The sequence below is a fragment of the Streptomyces sp. SYSU D01066-1 genome (assembly GCF_054956795.1).
On sequence record NZ_JBUDHV010000004.1, the window covers coordinates 203748 to 225866 of the forward strand.

Sequence of the window (22119 nt, forward strand, 5' to 3'; positions counted from 1 at the left end):
ACCGCGACATCCGCCGTAAGCGCAATACCCGTCATCCTGTGACATCCGTCGTAAGTACAACATCCGTCACTACTGCGACACCGGTCACATCCGCATCACCTGCCGGAAGGAACGGCCCCTGACTGTCCATCACCTCAACCAGCTCCTGCTCGTCTGCTCGCTCGTCCTGCTCATCGCCGTCGCGGCGGTCCGGATCTCCTCGCGCAGCGGGCTGCCCAGCCTGCTCGTCTACCTGGCGATCGGCATGGCCATGGGCCAGGACGGCATCGGTGACGTCAAGTTCGACAACGCCGAGCTGACCCAGGTCATCGGATACGCCGCCCTGGTCGTGATCCTGGCCGAGGGCGGCCTCGGCACGAAGTGGAAGGAGGTGGGACCCGCCCTGCCGGCCGCCTCCGCGCTGGCCCTGGCCGGCGTCGCCGTGAGCGTCGGCGTCACCGCGGCGGGCGCCCATTACCTGACGGGGCTGGAGTGGCGGCAGGCATTGATCATCGGGGCGGTGGTGTCCTCGACGGACGCCGCGGCCGTCTTCTCCGTGCTGCGCCGCATCCCCCTGCCCGCCCGCATAACGGGCACCCTGGAGGCCGAGTCCGGGTTCAACGACGCCCCGGTGGTCATCCTGGTGGTCGCCTTCTCCACGGCCGGTCCGATCGAGCACTGGTACGTCCTGGTCGGCGAGATCGCCATGGAACTGGCCATCGGCGCGGCCATCGGACTGGCGGTGGGCTGGCTGGGCTCCTGGGGGCTGAGGCACGTCGCGCTGCCCGCCTCCGGTCTCTACCCGATCGCCGTGACGGCCATCGCCGTCGCGGCCTACGCGGCCGGTGCCCTGGCGCACGGCAGCGGCTTCCTCGCCGTGTACCTGGCCTCCATGGTGATGGGCAACGCCAAGCTGCCGCACTGGCCGGCCACCCGCGGGTTCGCCGACGGGCTCGGCTGGATCGCCCAGATCGGCATGTTCGTCCTGCTCGGCCTGCTGGTCACCCCGCACGAACTGGGCGACGACATCCTGCCCGCCCTCGTCATCGGCCTGGTGCTCACCATGGTGGCCAGACCGCTGAGCGTCGTGCTGTGCCTGCTGCCGTTCCGGGTGCCCTGGCAGGAGCAGACCCTGATGTCCTGGGCGGGGCTGCGCGGCGCGGTGCCCATCGTGCTGGCCACCATCCCCATGGTGCAGGGCGTCGACGGCAGCCGGCGGATCTTCAACATCGTCTTCGTCCTGGTCGTCGTCTACACGCTGGTCCAGGGGCCGACGCTGCCCTGGCTGGCCCGCAAGCTCAGCCTGGGCGGCGGTTCCGGGGCGGCCGACCTCGGCATCGAGTCGGCGCCGCTGGAGCGGCTGCGCGGGCACCTGCTCTCCGTGGCGATCCCCGAGGGGTCGAGGATGAGCGGCGTGGAGGTGGCCGAGCTGCGGCTGCCGGCCGGGGCCGCCGTCACCCTCGTCGTGCGCGACGGCACCTCCTTCGTGCCGTCGCCCTCGACGGTGCTGCGGCTCGGGGACGAGCTCCTGGTGGTCGCCACCGACCCGGTACGGGACGCCACCGAGAAGCGGCTGCGCGCGGTCGGCCGGGGCGGCAAGCTGGCCGGGTGGCTGGGGACGGGCGAGGCGGGGGACCGGTCCGGGTGACGGCGTCGGGAGCGCGCCGGAGGGCGCCCGGGGCGCCCGGGGCGCCCTCGCCGGTGGGTTCGTCCGGCGCCCTCGCCAGCGAGTTCGGTGAGTCCGTCCGGTGAGTCCGTCCGGTGGGTTCGTCCGGTGGGTTCGTCCGGTGGGTTCGTCCGGCGCCCTCGCCAGTGAGTTCGGTGAGTCCGTCCGGTGGGTCCGTCCGGTGGGTTCGTCCGGGAGGTTCCTGGCAGTGGCCCCTGTATACCCGCTGTATACAATGGGCCGGTCACCTGATCGAACCAACTCTGCCTGATGCAGAGCTGGCGCGACCGTATGGCGGCCGGGCTGCGCCTGTTCGACGGCTCCGGTATCTACCGCAGTCCGCGCAAGAGGACAGCTCTCGGCGCCCGTACCGCCCTTCCCCGGGGGAGCGCCACCAGGCGGCAGAAAGGCACGGGCCGTGGCACCCACGGTCACCGAGTCGAAGACGGCGCGAGAGTCGCGGCGGCGCCCGGGATACGGGCGGCTGCTGCGTACCCGCGGCGCCTGGACCTTCCTGGTCCCCGGCTTCGCCGCCCGCCAGCCCTTCGCGATGCTGACGATCTCCATCGTCCTCCTCGTCCAGCACACCACCGGCTCCTACGGGGCCGCGGGCGCCGCCGCGGCCGTCACCGGCGTCTCCATGGCGCTGTTCGCCCCCTACAGCGGGCGGCTCGCCGACCGTCACGGGCAGCGCGCCGTCCTCGTCCCCGGCGTTCTGGTCCATGTGCTGTCGGGCCTGGCCCTGACCGGGCTGGCGCTGGCGGACGCGCCCCTGTGGGCGCTGTTCGCGGCGGCGGTGCCCACCGGCGCCTCGGTGCCGCAGATCGGACCCATGGTCCGCGCCCGCTGGGCCGTGCGGCTCAAGGGGTCGCCCCTGATGTCCACCGCGGCGGCCTTCGAGTCCGTCACCGACGAGCTCACCTTCGTCGTCGGCCCGCTGCTGGCCACCGCCCTGTGCACGGCCCTGCACCCGGCCGCCGGACTGGTCACGGAGGCCGCGCTGACCCTGCTGGGCGGCCTGCTCTTCGCCGCGCAGAAGCGCACCCAGCCACCGGTCGGCGCGGACGGCACCGGCGGCACTGACGGCACCGGCCGCGCTGACGGCTCCGGCGGCACTGACGGCTCCGGGCAGAACGGCGGGCACGCGCGCGTGGAGCACGTTCCGGCGCTGCGCGTCCCCGGAGTGCGGGTGCTGGCCGTGGCCTTCCTGGGCATCGGTTCCGTCTTCGGCGGCATGCAGGTCGCGCTCGCCGCGTTCACCGAGTCGATCGGCGAGCCCGGCCTGAACGGCGTCCTGTACGGCGTCTTCGCCGCGGGCAACATGCTCTCCGGCGTCGTCTGCGGCGCCGTCGCCTGGAAGGCGGCCCCGCGGCGACGCCTCCTCGTCGGCTACACCGCCCTGGCCCTGACCGCCTCCGGCCTGTGGGCCGCGCAGTCCGTGCCGCTCCTCGCGGGCCTCGGCCTGCTCGTCGGCGCGTGCATCGCGCCCACCCTGATCACCGGTTACACCCTCGTCGAGTCCCTGGTCCCGGCCGGGGCGCGCACCGAGGCGTTCACCTGGCTGACCGGCGCCGTCGCCCTCGGCCAGGCGACCGCCGTCACGGTCGCCGGGCAACTGGAGGACCGGGTCCGGGAAGGCGCCGGGTTCCTGGTGCCGATGGGGGGCACGGTGCTCGCCCTGGCGACCCTCGTGGCGCTGCGGTCCCGGCTGACGGCACGGCCGCCCGGGCGGACCGCGGCACGTGGCGTCGGTCACCGCGAGCCCGCCGCAGTGGACTGATCCCGAGGAATACGTCACTATGGACCGTCGTTAGCACTCATCGAGTGAGAGTGCCAGGAGGAAGACAGTGCCGACGTACCAGTACCAGTGCACCGAGTGCGGCGAGGGCCTCGAGGCGGTGCAGAAGTTCACCGACGACGCCCTCACCGAGTGCCCCGCCTGCGCCGGGCGCCTGAAGAAGGTCTTCTCGGCCGTCGGCATCGTCTTCAAGGGCTCCGGTTTCTACCGCAACGACAGCCGCGGCTCGTCGTCCAGCAGTTCCCCGGCGTCGTCCGCCAAGTCGGCGTCCTCCGAGACGAAGTCGTCCTCGTCGTCCTCCGACAGCAAGTCGTCGGGCACGAGCGCCTCCTCCAGCAGCAGCTCCGCCGCCTGAGGAACCCTCTGCGCGCAGCACCCCGCCGTCGGCCCGACGGCGGGGTCCTCGGCGTCGGCGGGGGCGGCTAGGGTGCGCTTCATGGCGAACAAGGCGAACGCCGAGATCGGCGTGATCGGCGGCTCCGGTTTCTACTCGTTCCTCGACGACGTGACCGAGGTCCGGGTGGACACGCCGTACGGGGCGCCCAGCGACTCCCTCTTCGTCGGCGAGGTGGCCGGCCGGCGGGTCGCCTTCCTGCCCCGGCACGGCCGCGGCCACCATCTGCCGCCGCACCGGATCAACTACCGCGCCAACCTGTGGGCCCTGCGCTCCGTCGGTGTGCGCCAGATCCTCGGCCCCTGCGCGGTCGGCGGGCTGCGCCCCGAGTACGGGCCCGGGACGCTGCTCGTGCCCGACCAGTTCGTCGACCGGACCAAGTCGCGGATCTCCACCTACTTCGACGGACTGCCGCTGCCCGACGGCACCCTGCCCAACGTGGTGCACGTGTCGCTGGCCGACCCGTACTGCCCCGCCGGGCGGTCCGCCGCGCTGGGGGCGGCGCGGGGACGGGGCTGGGAGCCGGTGGACGGCGGCACCCTCGTCGTGGTCGAAGGGCCGCGTTTCGGGACCCGCGCCGAGTCGCTGTGGCACCGGGCGCAGGGCTGGTCGGTGGTGGGCATGACCGGCCATCCGGAGGCCGCGCTCGCCCGCGAGCTGGAACTCTGCTACACGACGCTGACCCTCGTCACCGACCTCGACGCGGGTGCCGAGACCGGCGAGGGCGTCTCCCACGACGAGGTGCTGCGGGTGTTCGCCGCCAACGTGGACCGGTTGCGCGGTGTCCTGTTCGACACGGTGGCCGCGCTGCCGGCCGACGGGGCGCGGGACTGCGCGTGCGGGCGGGCCCTGGGCGGGACGGATCCGGGGATCGTACTGCCGTGACACCGGGCGGCGAGCCCGCCGCGCGGTGACGGAACGCCCCCTTCGGGTGAGCGAGTTTTCCACAACCCGCCGGTAGTCCACGGGCTGCGGCGGGCTCCGACGTGAGGCCTCATCGTGGTGTCCGCAAGCCGGTCCCTCGTCGCAGGTGGTGGTCACCGTGTCCTACACGCGCTTCTCCCCTTCCTTCCCTTCTTCGCCGTCTCCTTCCTCCTCTTCCTTCCCTTCGGCGTCTTCTTCGTCCTCCTCACCTTGGCCCGTTTCGTCACCTTCTCCCGCTTCATCGCCTTCGTGGGCTTTGCGGGCTCCTGCCTCCTCGCCTGCTCCGCCTTCGTCGTCCGCTTCTCCCCCTCCGGTTCTCTCCTCCCCCGCTCCCCGTCCGCCGGGGACGGACGCCCCGCCCACGTGCGAGGTGCCGCACTTCGCGCCGGTACGGGTGCGTGGCGGACGCCACCAGTTGCACCGGTTGCTACGGCACCGGCGGCGTGCCGTGGCCGCCGGGCTGGCCGTCACCGCCGCCGCCCTGCTGGCCGCGGGCCCGCACACGGCCGCCGACACCGGCGACGGCCGGCGTGCCCGGGGGCATCCGGTGACCGGTCAGCCGCCGCAGCGTCCCGCCCCGCGGATGGTGTCGGCGCCGGTGCGGATCGCCGACGGGGAGACGGTGCGGCTGCTCCGGCCCGGCGACCGCGTCGACGTCGTGGCGTCCGGGGCCGGTGACGCGGGCGGTGCTGCCTCGGTGATCGCCCGGGGCGCGCGGGTGACCGAGGTGCCGGAAACACTGGATCCGGGTGATAGCGGCGGTGCCGGCGGGGTGAGCGGGGCCGGTGGGGCACTGGTCGTGCTCTCGGTGCCGCGGGACACGGCGGCCCGGCTGGTCGGCGCGGGGGCCGAGTCCCGGCTGGCGGTGACCCTGTGCTGAGTCCGGCGTGGCTGACCTCGTCACGCCTCTCGCGCGGATGGCCCGATTGGACAGGGCGGCCCAACGCTGACGTAGGTTGCGGAGCGTTTTGTTCCACGAGCTGTTCATGCGAGGAGTGCGCCCGAGGTGAGCGAGAAGAAGCCGAGTGTCTGGCAGGGCTTCAAGACCTTCCTGATGCGCGGGAACGTCATCGACCTGGCCGTTGCGGTGGTCATCGGCGCCGCCTTCACCAACATCGTGAACTCGGTGGTGAAGGGGGTCATCAACCCGCTCGTCGGGGCGTTCGGCACCAAGAGCCTGGAGCACTACAGCTCGTGCCTGAAGGCCCCCTGCGAAGTGGCGGACGACGGCACGGTCACCAGCGGTATCCCGATCATGTGGGGCTCCGTCCTCGGCGCCACGCTCACCTTCCTGATCACCGCGACCGTCGTCTACTTCCTGATGGTCCTGCCCATGTCGAAGTACCTGGCCCGGCAGGAGGCCCGCCGCAAGGCCAAGGAGGGCACGCAGGAGGTCATCGAGGTGACCGAGCTGGAGGTGCTGAAGGAGATCCGGGACGCGCTGATCGCACAGCGCGGGTCGGGGCACGACCAGCGGTAGGCCGGCCGTCGGCACGGCGGTCACCGGTGCGCCGGTCACCGGTGCGCCGGTCACCTCGGGCCGGTCCGGGTACCGGTCACCTCGGGCCGGTCCGGGTACCGGTCACCTCGGGCCGGTCCGGATGCCGGTAGGGGTGCTCAGAGGTGGTGCGGTGGCTTCTCGTCGAGGAAGCGCTTCAGATCGCCCGCCGCGTCACCCTCGGCCAGCCGCTCACCCCACCCGCGGTCGGTGTCGTCCGAGGACTGCTGGTCCAGCGGATCGTCGAAGATCAGCGCGGGCTTCGGCGCTCGGGGCTCGGAGGCGGGGTCGGGGGCGGGGGTGGGGGTGGGGGCGGTGCTCATGCGTCCAGGGTACGGCGCCCGCGCTGGACGACACTGGCGTCATGACAGTTGACGCATTGACGGACGTCACCGGTGTGCGGGTGGGCCATGCGACGCGGATCGGCGACGGGTGGCTCACGGGTACGACGGTCGTGCTCGCGCCGGAGGGCGGTGCGGTCACCGCGGTGGACGTGCGCGGCGGCGGACCCGGCACCAAGGAGACCGACGCGCTCGATCCGCGCAACGTGGTGCAGAAGGTGGAGGCCATCGTCCTGACCGGCGGCAGCGCCTACGGCCTGGACGCGGCGTCGGGTGTGATGGCCTGGCTGGAGGAGCGGGGACGGGGCGTGCGCGTCGGGCCGCACCCCTCGCACGTGGTGCCGGTCGTGCCGGCCGCCTGTGTCTTCGACCTGGGGCGCGGCGGTGACTTCCGGGCCCGGCCGGACGCGGCGACCGGTCGGGCGGCGGTGGAGGCGGCTGCCGCGAGCGCGCCGGGGGCCGTCGTGGCCGAAGGGTGCGTCGGTGCCGGTACGGGGGCCGCGCTGGGTCTGCTGAAGGGCGGGGTCGGCACCGCGAGCACCGTCGTGGACTCGGGGTTCACGGTGGCGGCGCTGGTGGTGGCCAACGCGGCGGGGTCGGCGCTGGATCCGGAGAGGGGGGTGCTGTACGGGGAACTGCTGGACGGACGTGCGGAGTATCCGGCGGCGGAGGTGCGGGAGGCCGCGCGGCGGCGCCTGGCCGAGGCGGCGGAGAGGAACACGCTGCCGCCGCTGAACACGACGCTCGCCGTCGTCGCCACGGACGCCGGCCTGTCCAAGGCGCAGGCCCAGAAGCTGGCCGGCACCGCGCACGACGGCATCGCACGGGCCGTACGTCCGGTGCACCTGCTCAACGACGGGGACACGGTGTTCGCCATGGCGACCGGGGAGTGCCCACTGGACGCCGGGCGGCCTCTCGCCCTGAACGAACTGCTGGCGGCCGGCGCGGACACGGTGACGCGCGCGATCGTACGGGCGGTACGCGCGGCCGACCCGGTGGACGGGACGGGCGGGACGTGGCCGTCGTACCGGGAGCTGTACGGGGGGGGGTGATGCAGGGGTGATGTGAGGGGGGTTGGGGGCGCGGGGAGGGCCTGGGGGGGTGGGGGCGGGGGCGGGGCCCCCACCCCCACCCCATGCGTTCGGTCGCGGTCGGGGAGCAGTGGGTGGCGCGGTGGGCCGGGGCCCGTAGGGCAGGGCCTGGGTGTGGTGCTCGTCTGGCAGACAGGCAGACAGACAGGCAGGCAGGTGGGCAGGTGGGCGAGCGGCTGTGTCCGGGTTCCCGGGGAAGGTCCCTGAGGTGGAGCCGTCGGCGTGGGCCGGGCGGTCTTCGCGTCGGCGGGCGTCGGGTCCGCCACATTGTCGCCGTTGTGTCACGCGGTGACCTCCGTCAGGAACGGCGGGAACCCCATCGGCGCGGGACCGCTCTTCTCCCACGTACTGGATACGGACCGCGTACTTCGCACGAACCTGGAGCAGCCCGTGACAACGCCGGACACAGCTAAGCGGCGGCGCGCACTGGGGGCCAGTGCCGTCCTGTTGGTCGGCGCCCTCGCCCTCACCGCCTGCGGTGGTGACGCCAGCGCCGACCCCGGCACCGACCCCAAGGGGAGCAGCGCCGAGATCTCCATCTCGGCGAAGGACGGCTCGACCGGCGCGTCGATCAACAGCACCGGCGTCGAGGTCAGCGACGGCACGCTGACCGACGTGCGCATGACGGCGGTGGAATCGGGCGCGGAGGTGCCGGGGGCCGTGGCCGGGGACGGGGCGAGCTGGAAGCCGAAGGAGCGGCTGGAGCGCGGGACGGAGTACCGGATCACGGCGGTGGCGAAGGCGGACGACGGCAAGAGGCTCACCGCCGACTCGACCTTCACCACCGTCTCCGAGGAGAACAGCTTCATCGGCACGTACACGCCGGACGGCGGGACGACGGTGGGTGTCGGCATGCCGGTGTCGTTCACGTTCGACAAGGCGATCACCGACAAGAAGGCCGTGCAGTCGGGCATCGAGGTCACCTCCAGCAGCGGACAGAAGGTGGTCGGGCACTGGTTCGGCTCCCAGCGGCTCGACTTCCGGCCCGAGGAGTACTGGAAGGCCGGCTCGAAGGTGACGACGAGGATCGACCTGGACGGTGTCGAGGGCGCCGCCGGCATCCACGGAGTGCAGCGGAAGACCTTCACCTTCACCGTCGGCCGCTCCCAGGTCTCCACGGTCGACGCCGCCACCCAGACCATGACGGTCGTGCGCGACGGCAGCACCGTCAGGACGGTCCCGATCTCGGCGGGCAGCCCGGAGCACACCACCTACAACGGGCAGATGGTGATCTCCGAGAAGTTCGTGGAGACGCAGATGGACAGCCAGACGGTCGGGCTGGGCAACGAGTACAACATCCCGGACGTGCCGCACGCGATGCGGCTGACGACCTCCGGGACCTTCGTCCACGGCAACTACTGGTACAGCAGGGGCAATCCGCCCTTCGGCAGCCAGGGCACCAGTCACGGCTGCGTCGGCCTGGCCGACGTACAGGGCGCGCAGGGGGACACCGAGGCCGCGTGGTTCTACGACAACTCGCTCATCGGGGACGTCGTGATCGTCAAGAACTCGGCGGACAAGACGGTCGCACCGGACAACGGACTCAACGGCTGGAACATGGCATGGAGCGAGTGGATCGCCGGAAGCGCCGTCTGAGCAGCGGATTTTGAGCGTACGCGGCCCCGCGCGGGAACTTTTCGCGCGGGGCGCGTGTTTTTCATGCGTACGTTTTCCTGGTTCCCGGACATGATGTCCGATCGAGGGGCTACGGTATGCACCCACAAGGTGACATGCAGCAACGCCGGGAGAGACCTTGAGCGTTCCGTACGAGACCGCAGCGTACGAACCACCCGAGTCGCCCGAGTCTCCTCAGGAGCACCTCGCGCGACTGCTCGGCCGCGCCCTGAACTCGTTCGAACTGCCCGACGACACGCTCGACAGACTGGACTGCGCGTTGGCGCACGACGCCTCGTTGCACTCCGCGCACCACAGCGCGGGGCTGCACCGTGAGACGTACCGGCACACCTGGCTGCTCGCCGACGGCTCGGCGCTCACCCTGTGGGAGCTGGTCCACAACACGGCCCGGGGCGGCGAGGCGCGGCACGAGGTCTACGTCGACGAGGAGGAGCTGCGCACCGCCACCGCCCGGCTCGCGCTGCCCGCGGACGCGCCGGCCTTCGAGCTGCCGGTGGTGGTGCAGGTCGAGTTGTCCCCGGTGCCCGTTCCGCGTCTCGGGTATCTGTCCGAGGGCTCGGCGGACCACGCGCGCCGGCTGCTGCGCCGCGCGGAGAACGCGGACCGGCCCGGCGCGGACACCGCCGAGCGGCTGTCGACGGCGTGCGCGCACCGGATCACGCAGGCGTTCGGCCGCCCCAGCCGGGCGGGCCGCGCGGGGCTGCCCTTCTCGCTCTACGAGCACGCGTTCCTGCTGCGGGGCGGCGAGGAGGTCTCCCTCTGGGAGGTCGAGCACACGGCGACGCCCGACGGGCGGCACATGTGCGAGGTGTACGTCAGCGAGGACGCCGCCCGGCGTGCGATGGAACGGCGGGCGGCGCGGCTGTCCTGACGCCGGGCGGCAGACGGACGGACCGCGGGCGGTGGGCGGGCGGACCGTGGGCAACGGGCGGGCGGCAGACGGACGGACCGCAGGTGGCGGGCAGGCGGACCGTGGGCGGCGGGGCTGCTCCGGCGCCGCCCGGCCGGCAGAGGAACAGCGGGCGGCGTCGCCGGTGCGACGCCGCCCGTCCGGACCGGCCGTGTGCTGTGAGCGGAGGTCCCTACGCCCGCGCCGCCGCCTCCGTGGCCGCCTTAGCCTCCGTCGCCGCCTTCGTCTCCGTCGCCGCCTTAGCCTCCGTGGCCGCCGGTGCGGACGGCGCGGTGCCGTCGGTTTCCCCGGCGGTCCGCGTGCCCGGTGTCCGGGTGCGCAGGCTCTTCAGCAGGACCACCAGGGCCGTGGTGGCGCAGACGCCCGCCGCGACCGCGACCAGGTACAGCAGCGGGCTGCCGATCAACGGGACCACGAAGACACCGCCGTGCGGGGCGCGCAGGGTCGCGTCGAAGGTCATCGACAGCGCGCCGGTGAGCGCGCCGCCCACCATGGAGGACGGGATGACCCGCAGCGGGTCGGCCGCGGCGAACGGGATGGCGCCCTCGGAGATGAAGGACGCGCCCAGCACCCAGGCGGCCTTGCCGTTCTCCCGCTCGGTGGTGTCGAACAGCTTGCCGCGCACGGTCGTCGCCAGGGCCATCGCCAGCGGCGGGACCATGCCGGCCGCCATCACCGCCGCCATGATCTTCATCGCGGAGTCACTGGGGTCGGCGACCGCGATGCCGGCGGTGGCGAAGGCGTAGGCGACCTTGTTGACGGGGCCGCCGAGGTCGAAGCACATCATCAGGCCGAGCAGCGCGCCGAGCAGTACGGCGTTGGTGCCGGACAGTCCGCCGAGCCAGTCGGTCATCGCCTTCTGCGCGGAGGCGATGGGCTTGCCGATCACCACGAACATCAGGAACCCGATCACCGCGGACGAGATCAGCGGGATGACCACGACCGGCATGATGCCGCGCAGCGGGACCGGGATGCGTACCCGCTGGATCGCCAGGACGACGGCGCCGGAGAGCAGTCCGGCCGCCAGTCCGCCGAGGAAGCCCGCCTCGATCGTCAGCGCGATGGATCCGCCGACGAAGCCGGGGACGAGACCGGGCCGGTCGGCCATGCCGTAGGCGATGTATCCGGCGAGTACGGGGACGAGGAAGCCGAAGGCCACGTTGCCGATCTGGAACAGCAGCGCCGCCCAGCTGTCGGCCTGGGTCCACAGGAAGTGGTCCATGACCGAGGGCGCCTTGTTGATCTCGTAGCCGCCGATCGCGAAGCCGAGGGCGATGAGGAGGCCGCCGGCGGCGACGAACGGGACCATGTAGCTGACGCCGGACATCAGCCACTTGCGCAGCCTGCTGCCGTAGCCCTCGTGGGAGTCGCCGGTGCGCTCGACGGGTGTGGCGCCCGACGTGACCTCGCCGCGGGCCGCCTTGGCGCGGACCTCGGCGATCAGTTCGGCGGGCCGGCTGACGGCCGCCTTGACGCCGGTGTCGACGGTGGCCTTCCCGGCGAACCGGGCCTTGTCCCGTACGGCCACATCGTGGGCGAGGATGACGCCGTCGGCGGCCTCGATCAGGGCGGGGTCGAGCCGGGTGAAACCGGCCGATCCCTGGGTCTCGACGACGAGTTCGACACCCGCGTCGCGGGCCGCGTTCTCCAGTGCCTCGGCCGCCATGTAGGTGTGGGCGATGCCGGTGGGGCAGGAGGTGACGGCGACGATACGGAACGGCGCCTCACCCGTCGGTGTTCCGGAGGGCGCTTCCGACGAGGAGGTCTCCGGCGAGGAGGCTTCCGGTGTCCCTTCCCCTGCCGCGCTCCGGGACGGCTCCGGCGTCTCCTCCCCCGGCACCGCCCGGGACGGCTCCGGCGTCTCCTCCCCCCGGATCAGCGCCACCGCCGCGCCCGCGTCCTGTGCCGCCCGCAGGGCGTCCGTGAACTCGGTGTTCATCAGCTGCCGGGCGAGCGAGGACAGGATCGTCAGGTGGGCGTCGTCGGCGCCGGCCGGCGCGGCGATCAGGAAGACCAGGTCGGCCGGTCCGTCCGGCGCCCCGAAGTCGATGCCCCGGGCGCTGCGCCCGAAGGCGAGCGTCGGCTCGGTGACGTGTGCGCTGCGGCAGTGCGGGATGCCGATGCCGCCGTCGAGGCCGGTCGGCATCTGCGCCTCCCGGGCGGCCACGTCGGCGAGGAAGCCGTCCAGGTCGGTCACCCGGCCCAGTGCCGCCATCCGCTCGGCGAGCGAGCGGGCCGCCGCCTCCTTGCTGTCGGCGGACCGGTCGAGGTCGAGGTCGACCAGGTCGGCGTTGATCAGGTCGCTCATCGCGGGCTCCTTCACGGGTGTCATGACACCGGTTCCTTCAGGGGTCGGTCCGCCGGCACGTCGGCCGAGACCGTGACGGCCGCCGGGTCCAGGTCGGCGGGGGCCGGCATCACGCTGCCGGGCAGGCCGACGGCCGCCGCGCCGTGCGCGACCGCCGAGGCCAGTGCCTCGGGTCCGGTACCGCCCGCGGTCAGGAAGCCGGCGAGCGAGGCGTCACCGGCCCCCACGTTGCTGCGGACGGCGGCCACCTGGGCGGTGCCGAACCAGGTGCCCTCCTCGGACACGAGCAGCTGGCCGTCGGCGCCGAGGCTGGCCAGCACCGCCCGCGCGCCGAGAGCGCGCAGTTCCTCGGCGGCCTTGACCGCGTCCCCGACGGTGGCCAGCGGCCGGCCGACGGCCTGGGACAGTTCCCCGGCGTTGGGCTTGACCACGTCGGGACGCTCGGGCAGGGCGCGCAGCAGCGCCGGTCCGGAGGTGTCCAGCGCGATCCGGACCCCGGCGGTGTGGGCGCGGGCGACCAGTTCGGCGTACCAGGAGGGGGAGAGGCCGCGCGGCAGGCTGCCGCAGCAGGCGATCCAGTCGGCGTTGCCGGACAGGCGCCGTACGGTCTCCAGGAGGAGTTCGCGTTCGGCCGCCGACAGTTCGGGGCCGGGTGCGTTGATCTTGGTGAGGACGCCGTCCGCCTCGGCGAGGGCGATGTTGGAGCGGGTGGCCCCGGCGACCGGTACGGCCGCGACCTCGATGCCCTGTGCGTGGAGCAGGTCGGCGACGAGGGCGCCCGGTGCCCCGCCGAGCGGCAGGACGGCGACCGTGCGGCGGCCGGCGGCGGTGACCGCGCGGGAGACGTTGACGCCCTTGCCGCCGGGGTCGACGCGTTCGCCGGTGGCGCGGACGACCTCGCCCCGGTCGAGGGCGGGGACCTCGTAGGTGCGGTCCAGGGACGGGTTGGGGGTGACGGTGAGAATCATGCGCGTACCACTTCCGTGCCGCCGCGCTCGATGGCGGCGGCGTCGTCCGGGCTCAGCCCGCTGTCGGTGATCAGCAGGTCCACGTCCGGCAGACCGCCGAAGCGGGCGAAGTGCTCCTGCCCGTACTTGGTGGAGTCGGCGAGCAGCACCACGCGGCGGGCGGCGGCGACGGCGGCCCGCTTGACGGCGGCCTCGGCGAGGTCGGGGGTGGTCAGGCCGTGTGCGGCGGAGAAGCCGTTGGCGGCGACCAGGGCCACGTCGGCGCGGATCTCGCCGTACGCGCGCAGCGCCCAGGCGTCGACGGCGGCGCGGGTGCGGTGCCGGACGCGTCCGCCGACCAGGTGGAGCTGGATGCCGGGGTGGTCGGCGAGGCGGGCGGCGACGGGCAGACTGTGCGTGACGACGGTGAGCGACGCCTCGGGCGGTACGGCGGCGGCCAGCCGGGCCACCGTGGACCCGGCGTCCAGGATGACGGTGCCGTCGGCCGGCAGTTCCGCGAGGGCGGCCCCCGCGATGCGGTCCTTCTCGTCGGCGGCGGTGGTCTCGCGCTCGGCGAGGTCCGGTTCGAAGTCGAGGCGCCCGGCGGGGATCGCGCCGCCGTGCACCCGGCGGAGCAGCCCGGCCCGGTCCAGGGCCTTCAGGTCCCGGCGGATGGTCTCCGCCGTCACCTGGAACTCCTCCGCCAGCGACACCACGTCCACCCGGCCGCCGTCCCGGGCGAGCCGGAGAATCTCCTGCTGCCGCTCCGGTGCGTACATGCCCGTCTGCCTCCGATCATGCCCGAACGTGTGGTTTCGGGGGCAAGGTTATGTCCGAAAGTCCGGAAAGTAAACAGGGTCGGGCATGTTCGGGCACGTACGGGCATGTCCGGGCGTGCGTGGGCATGCCGCGCCCGGGTCACGCCTCGGCCAGGGGGAGGAGGGCGCGCGGGGCGCCGGGGAAGCGCGGGTGAGCGGGACGACCAGGGCGGCTGAGGGGGCTGGGATGACCAGGGCGGCCGAGGAGACCGGAGCGGTCAGAGCGGCCAGAGCAACCTGAGACGGTAGAGCGGCCAGAGACGACAGAGGTCCCCTCGGCCCCGCCCCTCCCCCGCTCAGTCAGGCGTCTCCACAAGCGCCCCCCACGGGAAGCAGCGCAGCGTCTCCAGATGGCGCAGGGCCGCGTCGAGGGGGCTCCGGCCGGCGCTCCCCGGCTGTTCGTCGGCGGCCCACTGCTCCACGGCCACCCGTACGGCCGCCACCGCCACGGCGGCGGGGAAACTCAGCCGGTGTGAGGTCATCAGGCGGGCGGCAACGTTGTCGTCACCGTGAGCCACACGCAGGGCCAGCACCTGGGCGAGGGGGCTCTCCGAGGTGTGGCAGACCTCCGCCCACACCTTCCGCAGGGCCGGGCTGGTCCCGGCGAGCCGGATCAGCGCGCGCGTCCGTTCCCAGGAGGCGGCCGACACCTCGGTGCCGGGCGTCAGCACGTGCCGTGTCGCGTGGTCGAGGGCCTCCGGCGGGGACAGTTCCGCGGGGGCGTCCCGTACCGCCTCCGCCCAGAGCCGGGCGCCCGCCGCGTAGAGCGGGGTCACCGCCTCCTCCTTGGTCGCGAAGTAGCGGTAGAAGGTGCGCGGGGCGACCCCGGCGGCCTGGGCGATGTCCTCGGCGCGGGTGGCCCGCGGCCCCTGCCGTACGAAGAGCCGGGCGGCGGCCCGCGCGATCTCCATCCGCGTCTCGGCCTTGCGCCGTTCGGTCAGCGACAGGGCGGCCGGGGCGGGAGCGGGACGGGAAGAGCCGGGGGCGGGAGCGGGGACCGGCGGCACGGGGGCGGGCACCGACGGCGCGGAAGCAGGCGCCGGCGGCACGGAAGCGGAGACCGGCGGCACGGAAGTGGACGCCGGCGGCGCGGAAGCGGCGGGACGGCGGGGCTCGGAGGTGGTGCTGCTCACCTTCGTCAATTTATGCCTCTGTGGCAGAATCTGCCATCCGGCGGGCCACCCCGGGGTTCAGGTCCGGGGTGCCCCGTCCCTCAGGCGTGTCCGGGCGGGCCGGGACAGGAAGGAGCCGGGCTCGGGCGCCCGGGGGGAGAGCGCCGAGCCCGGCTGGGGAGGTCCCGGCGCCGGGGGGAGTGCGACGGGACGTGGTCTCTGGGGCCGGGGGCCGACGAGTACGCGCGAGGTGACCACAAGATGACGCGGTGACCGTCAGGCACTCGGGAGCCCGCGTTGACGGGCCCTGAATGCTTGTTCCCAGGTCTCGCCGTTTGAAGCGGCGTCACACGGCCATCTTCGTCGCCTCCACGCGGCCTCGCACCACCCGGCGTACGGCCGGGTTACGCCGCAGCCTCGAATCCGGTGTCACGGGCCAGCTTCTTCAGCTCCAGCAGCGCGTGCTTCTCGATCTGCCGGATGCGCTCACGGGTCAGTCCGTGCTCCTTGCCGACCTCGGTCAGCGTACGCTCCCGGCCGTCCTCGATGCCGTAGCGCATCTTGATGATGGAGGCCGTGCGCGGGTCGAGGCGGCCGATCAGGTCGTCCAGTTCCTCGCTGCGCAGCAGCGTCATCACGGACTGTTCGGGCGACACGGCGGAGGAGTCCTCCAGCAGGTCGCCGAACTGGGTCTCGCCCTCGTCGTCCACCGGCATGTTCAGCGAGACCGGGTCGCGGGCCCAGTCGAGCACGTCGGTGACGCGCTCCGGCGTGGAACCCAGCTCGGCGGCGATCTCGGCGTGCTCCGGCTCGCGGCCGTGCTCGCGGGCGAACTCGCGCTGCACGCGGCGGATGCGGCCCAGCTCCTCCACCAGGTGGACGGGGAGCCGGATGGTGCGGGACTGGTCGGCGATCGACCGGGTGATGGCCTGCCGGATCCACCACGTGGCGTACGTGGAGAACTTGAAACCCTTGCGGTAGTCGAACTTCTCGACCGCGCGGACCAGGCCGGCGTTGCCCTCCTGGATCAGGTCGAGGAGCGGCAGGCCGCTGCGGGGGTAGCGGCGGGCGACGGCGACGACCAGGCGGAGGTTGGAGCGGATGAAGACGTCCTTCGCCCGCTCGCCCTCGTCGACCAGTGCCTGGAGCTCCTCACGACTGGCGTCCGCCTCGGTCTCCTCGTAGCCTTCAAGAACCTGTCGTGCGAACACACCCGCTTCGATGGTCTGGGACAGCTCGACCTCCTTGGCGGCGTCGAGCAGCGGTGTACGCGCGATCTCGTCGAGGTACATGCCGACCAGATCGCGGTCGGCGAGCTCGCCGCCGTTGGCGCGGACGCTGGTTGCCGCGTCGCTCGTCTCGCCGGCGGCGGACTTACGACGGGCGACGGCACGGGTTGCCATGCGTGCTCCCTTGCGATGGTGGGGGTCAGCGGGTGGTTCCGTGGACTCCGGGTGCCCTCCCGGCTGGTTCGGTGGTGGTTCCGGACTCTGGTCGGGTGCCCTGCATCCGATGGAAACAACGACTGGAATCCGGACAGAATTCCCAACCCGTCACCCAATTTTTCTGATCATGCAGTACCCTGTGCCGCCACACGAGGAGGCGTGATGCCGCCAGAGGGTACGGAGGTCCAGGTCAGGCCGGGGGTCGAGGGGGATCTCGGGGCCCTCACCGACCTCTACAACCACTATGTGAGTGAGACGCCCGTCACCTTCGACACCAGGGTCTTCACCCCGCGGGAGCGCCGCCCGTGGCTGCTCTCCCACCCTGTAGACGGACCGCATCGCCTGATGGTTGCCGCGGACGCGGACTCACCGGGGATCCTCGGGTACGCCACGTCGAGTCCCCTGCGGCCCAAGCCCGCGTACGCCACCTCCGTGGAGACCACGGTCTACGTGGCGCCCGGGGCCGGGCGCCGGGGCATCGGCACCCTGCTCTACCGGTCCCTCTTCGAGGCCCTGGCCGGCGAGGACGTGCACCGCGCCTACGCGGGCATCGCCCAGCCCAACGAGGCGTCGGTCCGGCTGCACGAGCGGTTCGGCTTCCGGCACGTCGGCACGTACCGGGAGGTGGGCCGCAAGTTCGGACGGTACTGGGACGTGGCCTGGTACGAGAAGGAGCTGTAGCCGGCTCCGGTCCCGGTCCCGGCCACAGCCCCGGCCCCGGCCTCTGTCCCGGCCCCGGCCTCTGTCCCGGCCCCCGTCACAGCCCCGGTCCCGACCCCGGCCCGGGCCCCGTCACACCCCCACCCCCGCCCCGGTCACCCGAACTGCACGGACCGCTTGGCCAGCCCCATCCAGAACCCGTCGATCACCGACCGCTGGGTGCCCAGCTCGCCGGCCGCGTCCGCCGCGCCCAGCGTCACGAACAGCGGGGCGAAGTGCTCGGTGCGCGGGTGGGCGAGCCGGCCCGCCGGGGACTTGTGCCCGAAGTCGAGCAGGGCGTCCACGTCACCGGCGTCCAGCGCGCGCCGCCCCCAGTCGTCGAACTCGGTGGACCACGCCGGGGTCCCGGCCTGCCGCAGGGCGGCCAGGTTGTGGGTGAAGAAGCCGGAGCCGAGGATCAGGACGCCCTCGTCGCGCAGGGGTGCCAACCGCCGCCCGATCCCCATCAGCCGGACCGGGTCGAGGGTCGGCAGGGAGACCTGGAGGACGGGCAGGTCGGCGTCGGGGTACATCTCGACGAGCGGGACGTACGCGCCGTGGTCCAGGCCGCGGTCCGGGACGTCCTGCACGGGCGTGCCGGGGGCGCGCAGCAGCTTGCGGACGGACTCGGCGAGCGCGGGGGCGCCCGGAGCCTCGTAGCGCACCCGGTAGTAGTGCTCGGGGAAGCCCCAGAAGTCGTAGACGAGCGGAACGGTCTCGACCGCGCCGAGGGCGAGCGGGGCCTCCTCCCAGTGGGCGGAGACGACCAGGATCGCCTTCGGGCGCGGCAGCGCGGCGGACCAGGCGGCAAGCTGGCCGGGCCAGACGGGGTCGTCGGCGAGGGGCGGGGCGCCGTGGCTGAGGTAGAGGGCGGGCATGCGCTCCCGGGTGGCGGCGGTCATGACGGCGGCTCCCTCGCACTTGCTTGAAGTATCAAGCTCATCCGGGGAAGAGGCTACACCCCATTTGTTTAATCTTCAAGAAATGGTTTCGTACAGTGGACGCATGAACACGGCACCCACCCCCGCATCCGCCGGCGGGCCGCGCTGGCTCACCCCCGGTGAGCAGCTCGTCTGGCGTTCGTACATCGAGGCGGCGACCCTGCTGGAGGACCATCTCGACCGCCAGCTCCAGCGGGACGCGGGGATGCCGCACGTCTACTACGGGCTGCTGGTCAAGCTCGGCGAGTCGCCCCGGCGACGGCTGCGGATGACGGAGCTGGCCCGGTCCGCGAAGATCACCCGGTCCCGGCTCTCGCACGCGGTGGCGCGGCTGGAGAAGAACGGCTGGGTGCGCCGCGAGGACTGCCCCTCCGACAAGCGGGGCCAGTTCGCGGTGCTCACCGACGAGGGGTACGCGGTGCTGGAGCGGACCGCGCCGGGACATGTGGCCGCCGTCCGCCAGGCCGTGTTCGACCGGCTCACCCCCGAACAGCAGGAGTCCCTCGGCGAGATCATGCGGATCGTCGCCGAGGGACTCCAGCCCGCCGAAGCGGGCGCGGACCTGCCCTGGCTGCGCTGAGCGCGCGACCGGGACAGGTCCGCCGAGGCCGTACGTACGAGGCGTCCCCTCCTCGTACGTACGAGCGGTGCCGGGTGGCGCCCGAAGGGGTACGGCGTCCCGGTGTCAGTGGGCGACGACCGGGACCGGCAGCTCGTCCTCGGCGCCCGCGCCGGAGGAGGCGACCGCGCCGCCGCCCGGACGGGGGGCGTTGACGAGGGTCAGGGCGATCACGCCTGCCGCGACCAGGATGCCGACGGCGAACCAGATCGCGCTGGTGTAGCCCTGCACCTGTCCCTGGAGCTGGACCAGCTGCTGCTGGGCCCGGCCGGTGGCGCCGCCGATGTGGTCGGCGATGTAGGACGTGGTGGCCGAGGCGGCGATCGTGTTCAGCAGCGCCGTACCGATCGCGCCGCCCACCTGCTGGGAGGTGTTGACCATCGCGGAGGCGACACCGGCGTCCTGCGGCCGCACGCCCTGCGTGGCCATGGACATGGCCGGCATGAACGCCGTACCCATGCCGAGGCCGAGCAGCAGCATGCCGGGCAGCAGCACCGCGGCGTAGGACGTGTCGATCTCCAGCTGGGTCAGCAGCAGCATGCCGACCGAGGCGACCAGGAAGCCGGGGCCCATCAGGAACCGCGGCCGGACGCGGGTCAGCAGGCGGGCGCCGATCTGGGTGGAGCCCGTGACCATGCCCGCGACCATCGGCAGGAAGGCGAAACCGGTCTTGACCGGCGAGTAGCCCTTGACGACCTGGAGGTAGTAGGTGAGGAACAGGAACAGGCCGAACATGCCGATGATGGCCAGGCCGAGGGAGAGGTAGATGCCGCCGCGGTTGCGGTCGGCGACCACGCGCAGCGGCAGCAGCGGGGCCTTCACCCGGGACTCGACGAACACGAAGGCGATCAGCAGCACGGCGGCGGCGACGAACATGCCGACCGTCGTGGCCTCGCTCCAGCCCTCGGACTCGGCGCGGGTGAAGCCGTAGACCAGCGCGACCAGGCCCAGGGTGGACAGGACGACGCCGGGGACGTCGAGCGCCGAGCGGTTGCGGCTGCCCGTCGGCTCGTTGACGACGAACCAGGCACCGGCCGCGGCGACGACGGCGAACGGGATGTTGACGAAGAACGTCCAGCGCCAGTCCAGGTACTCGGTGAGGAAACCGCCGAGGATCAGACCGACGGCGGCACCGCCGCCGGCGATGGCGCCGTAGATGCCGAACGCCTTGGCCCGCTCCTTGGCGTCCGTGAAGGTCACGGCGAGCAGGGAGAGCGCGGCGGGCGCGAGCAGCGCGCCGAAGGCACCCTGGAGGGCGCGGGCGCCGAACATCATCGCCTCGTTGGTGGCGGCGCCGCCCAGCGCGGAGGCCAGCGCGAAGCCGATCAGCCCGACGACGAAGGTGCGCTTGCGGCCCCACAGGTCGGCTATCCGGCCGCCGAACAGCAGCAGTCCGCCGAAGGCGAGCGCGTAGGCCGTGACGACCCACTGGCGGTTGCCGTCGGAGATGCCGAGGTCCTGCTGGGCGGAGGGCAGGGCGATGTTCACGATGGTCGAGTCGAGGACGACCATCAGCTGGGCGAGCGCGATGAAGACGAGCGCTTTCCAGCGGCCGGGGTCGGGGACGCCGGGAGCCTTGACGGCTGCTTCGGACATGGAGGTACCCACTTCGGGACGTTGTGACGGAAGAACGGGACGAAGACGGAAAGGCGAAATGCTGAGTCGATGCAGGTGAAGACGTGGATAAGGATGAGGACATTGGTGAAGACGTGGATGCCGACGCCGACGTTGATGTTGATGTCAAAGTCGGCGTCGATGTCGGTGTCGGTGCCGGTGTCGTAACCGACGTCGGTGTCGGCATGGACGCGGGTGCGAGGTGCGGGTGCGAAGTAGGAGTGCGAGGTGCGGAGCGCCCGGCGGGAGCGGGCACGACCGGATCACGGCCACGGCCCGTCCACACTCACGACCTGAGAGCCTGGCGGCCTGACGGCCTGAGGGCTTTCGGGGCCGGCACCCGGACCAGGTTCGGAACCGGGACGCCGGACCGGCGAGCGGTGCGGACGCATTCGGACGGATGAGGCGACGCGTACGGGACTATTCGCGGGGCCGGCGCAGATCCTCCACGGTGATGGCCGCACCCGGCAGGGCGGAGCGGGCGGGAGCCCGCAACCCGTCCAGGAACAGCTGGAGATGACGGTGGGTGAAGCGGTCGCCGCCCAGGCACCGCGTACCGGCCGGCGGCCGGCTGAGCTGGACCACGGCCATCAGCAGGTCGCCGACGCCCACGTCGCCCCGTAGCTGGCCGGCCGTCCTGGCCCGGTCCATCATCTGGCCGACGAGCCCCTCGACCCGTTTGCGGGCCGCTTCCAGGTCGGGGTGGTACCGGTCGAACGTGCTGGAGACCATCGGGCACAGGGCGCCGATCCGCTGGTCGGCGGCGACGTGCACGAAGCGCTCCAGCGCCTCGAAGGCGTCCCCGCCGCGGGCGAGCGCGACCTCGGCCGCCCCCGCCACGCGGTCCATGACCGAGCAGACGACCTCGCGGACGAGGGCGTCACGGTCGGCGAAGTTGCGGTACACCGTGGCGTTGCCGACACCGGCCCGGCGGGCGACCTCGTCGAGCGGCACGTCGGGGCCGTGCTCGACGAACATCTCCTGGGCGGCGGTGAGGATCCGCTCCCGGTTGCGCAGGGCGTCGGCGCGCGGCCGGGTCACCTTGCGCTGCGCGGGGGTCGCGGTCTGCACGGCGTACTCCTTCGTGTGTGCGGCCGGCACTCGTGGCCGGTGCCGAGCGGTGGTGCTCGGCCGGAGGCGAACCGGGGAGCTGGTCCCCGTTTCGCTCGGACACAGATCCAAACGGGGAAACGATCCCCGGTTATTTCCCCGTTCGCGGAAATATCCAGTGACCTGCGTCACACACGACCCGGGCCGTGCTCGCCCGCGGAACCACCCCCTGCTGCCCTCCCACCCCCGCCTCCGATCCCCTACCGGCGGGAAACCCACGATCGGTCTTCCCAGCGCGCGCCCCCGCCTCCCCCGGCACAGGGTGAGGCC

At 72.8% G+C, this 22119-nt stretch carries 20 protein-coding genes; 11 read left to right on the forward strand and 9 right to left on the reverse strand.

Annotation, left to right across the window (positions count from 1 at the left end):
- Positions 1-88: 88 nt before the first annotated feature.
- The 6 genes from ACY1JF_RS06320 to mscL all read left to right on the forward strand — a co-directional run bounded on the left by ACY1JF_RS06320 (position 89) and on the right by mscL (position 6241).
- Positions 89-1627: a potassium/proton antiporter gene (locus ACY1JF_RS06320; RefSeq protein ID WP_462704056.1), complete on the forward strand. Its 1539-nt coding sequence runs from the start codon at positions 89-91 to the stop codon at positions 1625-1627.
- Between the two features lie 436 nt (positions 1628-2063).
- Positions 2064-3425, forward strand: coding sequence for an MFS transporter (locus ACY1JF_RS06325; protein WP_462703979.1), 1362 nt, complete (start codon positions 2064-2066; stop codon positions 3423-3425).
- A gap of 67 nt (positions 3426-3492) precedes the next feature.
- Complete coding sequence (locus tag ACY1JF_RS06330) at positions 3493-3798, forward strand: FmdB family zinc ribbon protein (RefSeq protein ID WP_462703980.1); 306 nt, start codon at positions 3493-3495, stop codon at positions 3796-3798.
- Between the two features lie 81 nt (positions 3799-3879).
- The gene (locus ACY1JF_RS06335) at positions 3880-4722 is read left to right on the forward strand and encodes an S-methyl-5'-thioadenosine phosphorylase (RefSeq protein WP_462703981.1); all 843 of its coding nucleotides are present in this window, start codon (positions 3880-3882) and stop codon (positions 4720-4722) included.
- A 295-nt stretch (positions 4723-5017) separates the two neighbouring features.
- Positions 5018-5641, forward strand: coding sequence for an RcpC/CpaB family pilus assembly protein (locus ACY1JF_RS06340; protein WP_462703982.1), 624 nt, complete (start codon positions 5018-5020; stop codon positions 5639-5641).
- A 126-nt stretch (positions 5642-5767) separates the two neighbouring features.
- The gene (gene mscL / locus ACY1JF_RS06345) at positions 5768-6241 is read left to right on the forward strand and encodes a large conductance mechanosensitive channel protein MscL (RefSeq protein WP_462703983.1); all 474 of its coding nucleotides are present in this window, start codon (positions 5768-5770) and stop codon (positions 6239-6241) included.
- Positions 6242-6378: 137 nt separating this feature from the next.
- Here mscL and ACY1JF_RS06350 read toward each other — a convergent pair whose 3' ends face one another.
- Complete coding sequence (locus ACY1JF_RS06350) at positions 6379-6582, reverse strand: hypothetical protein (protein ID WP_462703984.1); 204 nt, start codon at positions 6580-6582, stop codon at positions 6379-6381.
- A gap of 41 nt (positions 6583-6623) precedes the next feature.
- Here ACY1JF_RS06350 and ACY1JF_RS06355 point away from each other — a divergent pair, with 41 nt between their 5' ends.
- The 3 genes from ACY1JF_RS06355 (at position 6624) to ACY1JF_RS06365 (ending at position 10197) form a co-directional block, all read left to right on the forward strand.
- A complete protein-coding gene (locus ACY1JF_RS06355; RefSeq protein ID WP_462703985.1) occupies positions 6624-7652 on the forward strand; it encodes a P1 family peptidase in 1029 nt (342 codons plus the stop codon).
- Between the two features lie 429 nt (positions 7653-8081).
- Positions 8082-9287 carry a L,D-transpeptidase gene (locus tag ACY1JF_RS06360; protein ID WP_462703986.1) on the forward strand — a complete coding sequence of 402 codons (1206 nt, stop codon included), beginning with the start codon at positions 8082-8084 and terminating at the stop codon, positions 9285-9287.
- A gap of 157 nt (positions 9288-9444) precedes the next feature.
- The gene (locus ACY1JF_RS06365; RefSeq protein WP_462703987.1) at positions 9445-10197 is read left to right on the forward strand and encodes a DUF6227 family protein; all 753 of its coding nucleotides are present in this window, start codon (positions 9445-9447) and stop codon (positions 10195-10197) included.
- A 211-nt stretch (positions 10198-10408) separates the two neighbouring features.
- Here the strand turns inward: ACY1JF_RS06365 and ACY1JF_RS06370 are convergent, their stop codons facing one another.
- The 5 genes from ACY1JF_RS06370 to ACY1JF_RS06390 form a co-directional block, all read right to left on the reverse strand.
- Positions 10409-12544: a PTS fructose transporter subunit IIABC gene (locus ACY1JF_RS06370; protein ID WP_462704057.1), complete on the reverse strand. Its 2136-nt coding sequence runs from the start codon at positions 12542-12544 to the stop codon at positions 10409-10411.
- A gap of 20 nt (positions 12545-12564) precedes the next feature.
- Positions 12565-13512 (reverse strand): 1-phosphofructokinase, encoded by a 948-nt coding sequence (gene pfkB / locus ACY1JF_RS06375; RefSeq protein ID WP_462703988.1) that lies wholly within the window; start codon positions 13510-13512, stop codon positions 12565-12567.
- A complete protein-coding gene (locus ACY1JF_RS06380) occupies positions 13509-14270 on the reverse strand; it encodes a DeoR/GlpR family DNA-binding transcription regulator (protein WP_462703989.1) in 762 nt (253 codons plus the stop codon). Before ACY1JF_RS06380 ends, pfkB begins: the two co-directional genes overlap by 4 nt.
- A gap of 335 nt (positions 14271-14605) precedes the next feature.
- Positions 14606-15220 carry a TetR/AcrR family transcriptional regulator gene (locus tag ACY1JF_RS06385; protein WP_462704058.1) on the reverse strand — a complete coding sequence of 205 codons (615 nt, stop codon included), beginning with the start codon at positions 15218-15220 and terminating at the stop codon, positions 14606-14608.
- A gap of 605 nt (positions 15221-15825) precedes the next feature.
- Positions 15826-16824, reverse strand: a complete 999-nt coding sequence (locus ACY1JF_RS06390; protein ID WP_462703990.1) for a sigma-70 family RNA polymerase sigma factor — start codon at positions 16822-16824, stop codon at positions 15826-15828.
- Between the two features lie 204 nt (positions 16825-17028).
- Here ACY1JF_RS06390 and ACY1JF_RS06395 point away from each other — a divergent pair, with 204 nt between their 5' ends.
- Positions 17029-17547, forward strand: a complete 519-nt coding sequence (locus tag ACY1JF_RS06395; protein ID WP_462703991.1) for an N-acetyltransferase family protein — start codon at positions 17029-17031, stop codon at positions 17545-17547.
- A 134-nt stretch (positions 17548-17681) separates the two neighbouring features.
- On the opposite strand, the gene ACY1JF_RS06400 is transcribed toward ACY1JF_RS06395, so the two are convergent.
- On the reverse strand, positions 17682-18467 hold the full coding sequence (locus ACY1JF_RS06400) for a dioxygenase family protein (protein ID WP_462703992.1): 786 nt from the start codon (positions 18465-18467) through the stop codon (positions 17682-17684).
- 103 nt (positions 18468-18570) lie between these two features.
- Here ACY1JF_RS06400 and ACY1JF_RS06405 point away from each other — a divergent pair, with 103 nt between their 5' ends.
- A complete protein-coding gene (locus tag ACY1JF_RS06405; RefSeq protein WP_462703993.1) occupies positions 18571-19086 on the forward strand; it encodes a MarR family winged helix-turn-helix transcriptional regulator in 516 nt (171 codons plus the stop codon).
- Positions 19087-19191: 105 nt separating this feature from the next.
- On the opposite strand, the gene ACY1JF_RS06410 is transcribed toward ACY1JF_RS06405, so the two are convergent.
- Positions 19192-20721 (reverse strand): MFS transporter, encoded by a 1530-nt coding sequence (locus ACY1JF_RS06410; protein ID WP_462703994.1) that lies wholly within the window; start codon positions 20719-20721, stop codon positions 19192-19194.
- Positions 20722-21159: 438 nt separating this feature from the next.
- The gene (locus ACY1JF_RS06415; RefSeq protein ID WP_462703995.1) at positions 21160-21810 is read right to left on the reverse strand and encodes a TetR/AcrR family transcriptional regulator; all 651 of its coding nucleotides are present in this window, start codon (positions 21808-21810) and stop codon (positions 21160-21162) included.
- Positions 21811-22119 lie beyond the last annotated feature (309 nt).

Excerpts from the sequence above, each read along its gene's own strand:
- ACY1JF_RS06390 (WP_462703990.1), bottom strand. The coding sequence starts at position 16,824 with ATGGCAACCCGTGCCGTCGCCCGTCGTAAGTCCGCCGCCGGCGAGACG.
- ACY1JF_RS06395 (WP_462703991.1), top strand. The coding sequence starts at position 17,029 with ATGCCGCCAGAGGGTACGGAGGTCCAGGTCAGGCCGGGGGTCGAGGGG.
- ACY1JF_RS06385 (WP_462704058.1), bottom strand. The coding sequence starts at position 15,220 with ATGGAGATCGCGCGGGCCGCCGCCCGGCTCTTCGTACGGCAGGGGCCG.
- ACY1JF_RS06335 (WP_462703981.1), top strand. The coding sequence starts at position 3,880 with ATGGCGAACAAGGCGAACGCCGAGATCGGCGTGATCGGCGGCTCCGGT.
- ACY1JF_RS06400 (WP_462703992.1), bottom strand. The coding sequence starts at position 18,467 with ATGACCGCCGCCACCCGGGAGCGCATGCCCGCCCTCTACCTCAGCCAC.
- ACY1JF_RS06370 (WP_462704057.1), bottom strand. The coding sequence starts at position 12,544 with ATGAGCGACCTGATCAACGCCGACCTGGTCGACCTCGACCTCGACCGG.
- ACY1JF_RS06405 (WP_462703993.1), top strand. The coding sequence starts at position 18,571 with ATGAACACGGCACCCACCCCCGCATCCGCCGGCGGGCCGCGCTGGCTC.
- ACY1JF_RS06410 (WP_462703994.1), bottom strand. The coding sequence starts at position 20,721 with ATGTCCGAAGCAGCCGTCAAGGCTCCCGGCGTCCCCGACCCCGGCCGC.
- ACY1JF_RS06355 (WP_462703985.1), top strand. The coding sequence starts at position 6,624 with ATGACAGTTGACGCATTGACGGACGTCACCGGTGTGCGGGTGGGCCAT.
- ACY1JF_RS06380 (WP_462703989.1), bottom strand. The coding sequence starts at position 14,270 with ATGTACGCACCGGAGCGGCAGCAGGAGATTCTCCGGCTCGCCCGGGAC.
- pfkB (WP_462703988.1), bottom strand. The coding sequence starts at position 13,512 with ATGATTCTCACCGTCACCCCCAACCCGTCCCTGGACCGCACCTACGAG.
- ACY1JF_RS06350 (WP_462703984.1), bottom strand. The coding sequence starts at position 6,582 with ATGAGCACCGCCCCCACCCCCACCCCCGCCCCCGACCCCGCCTCCGAG.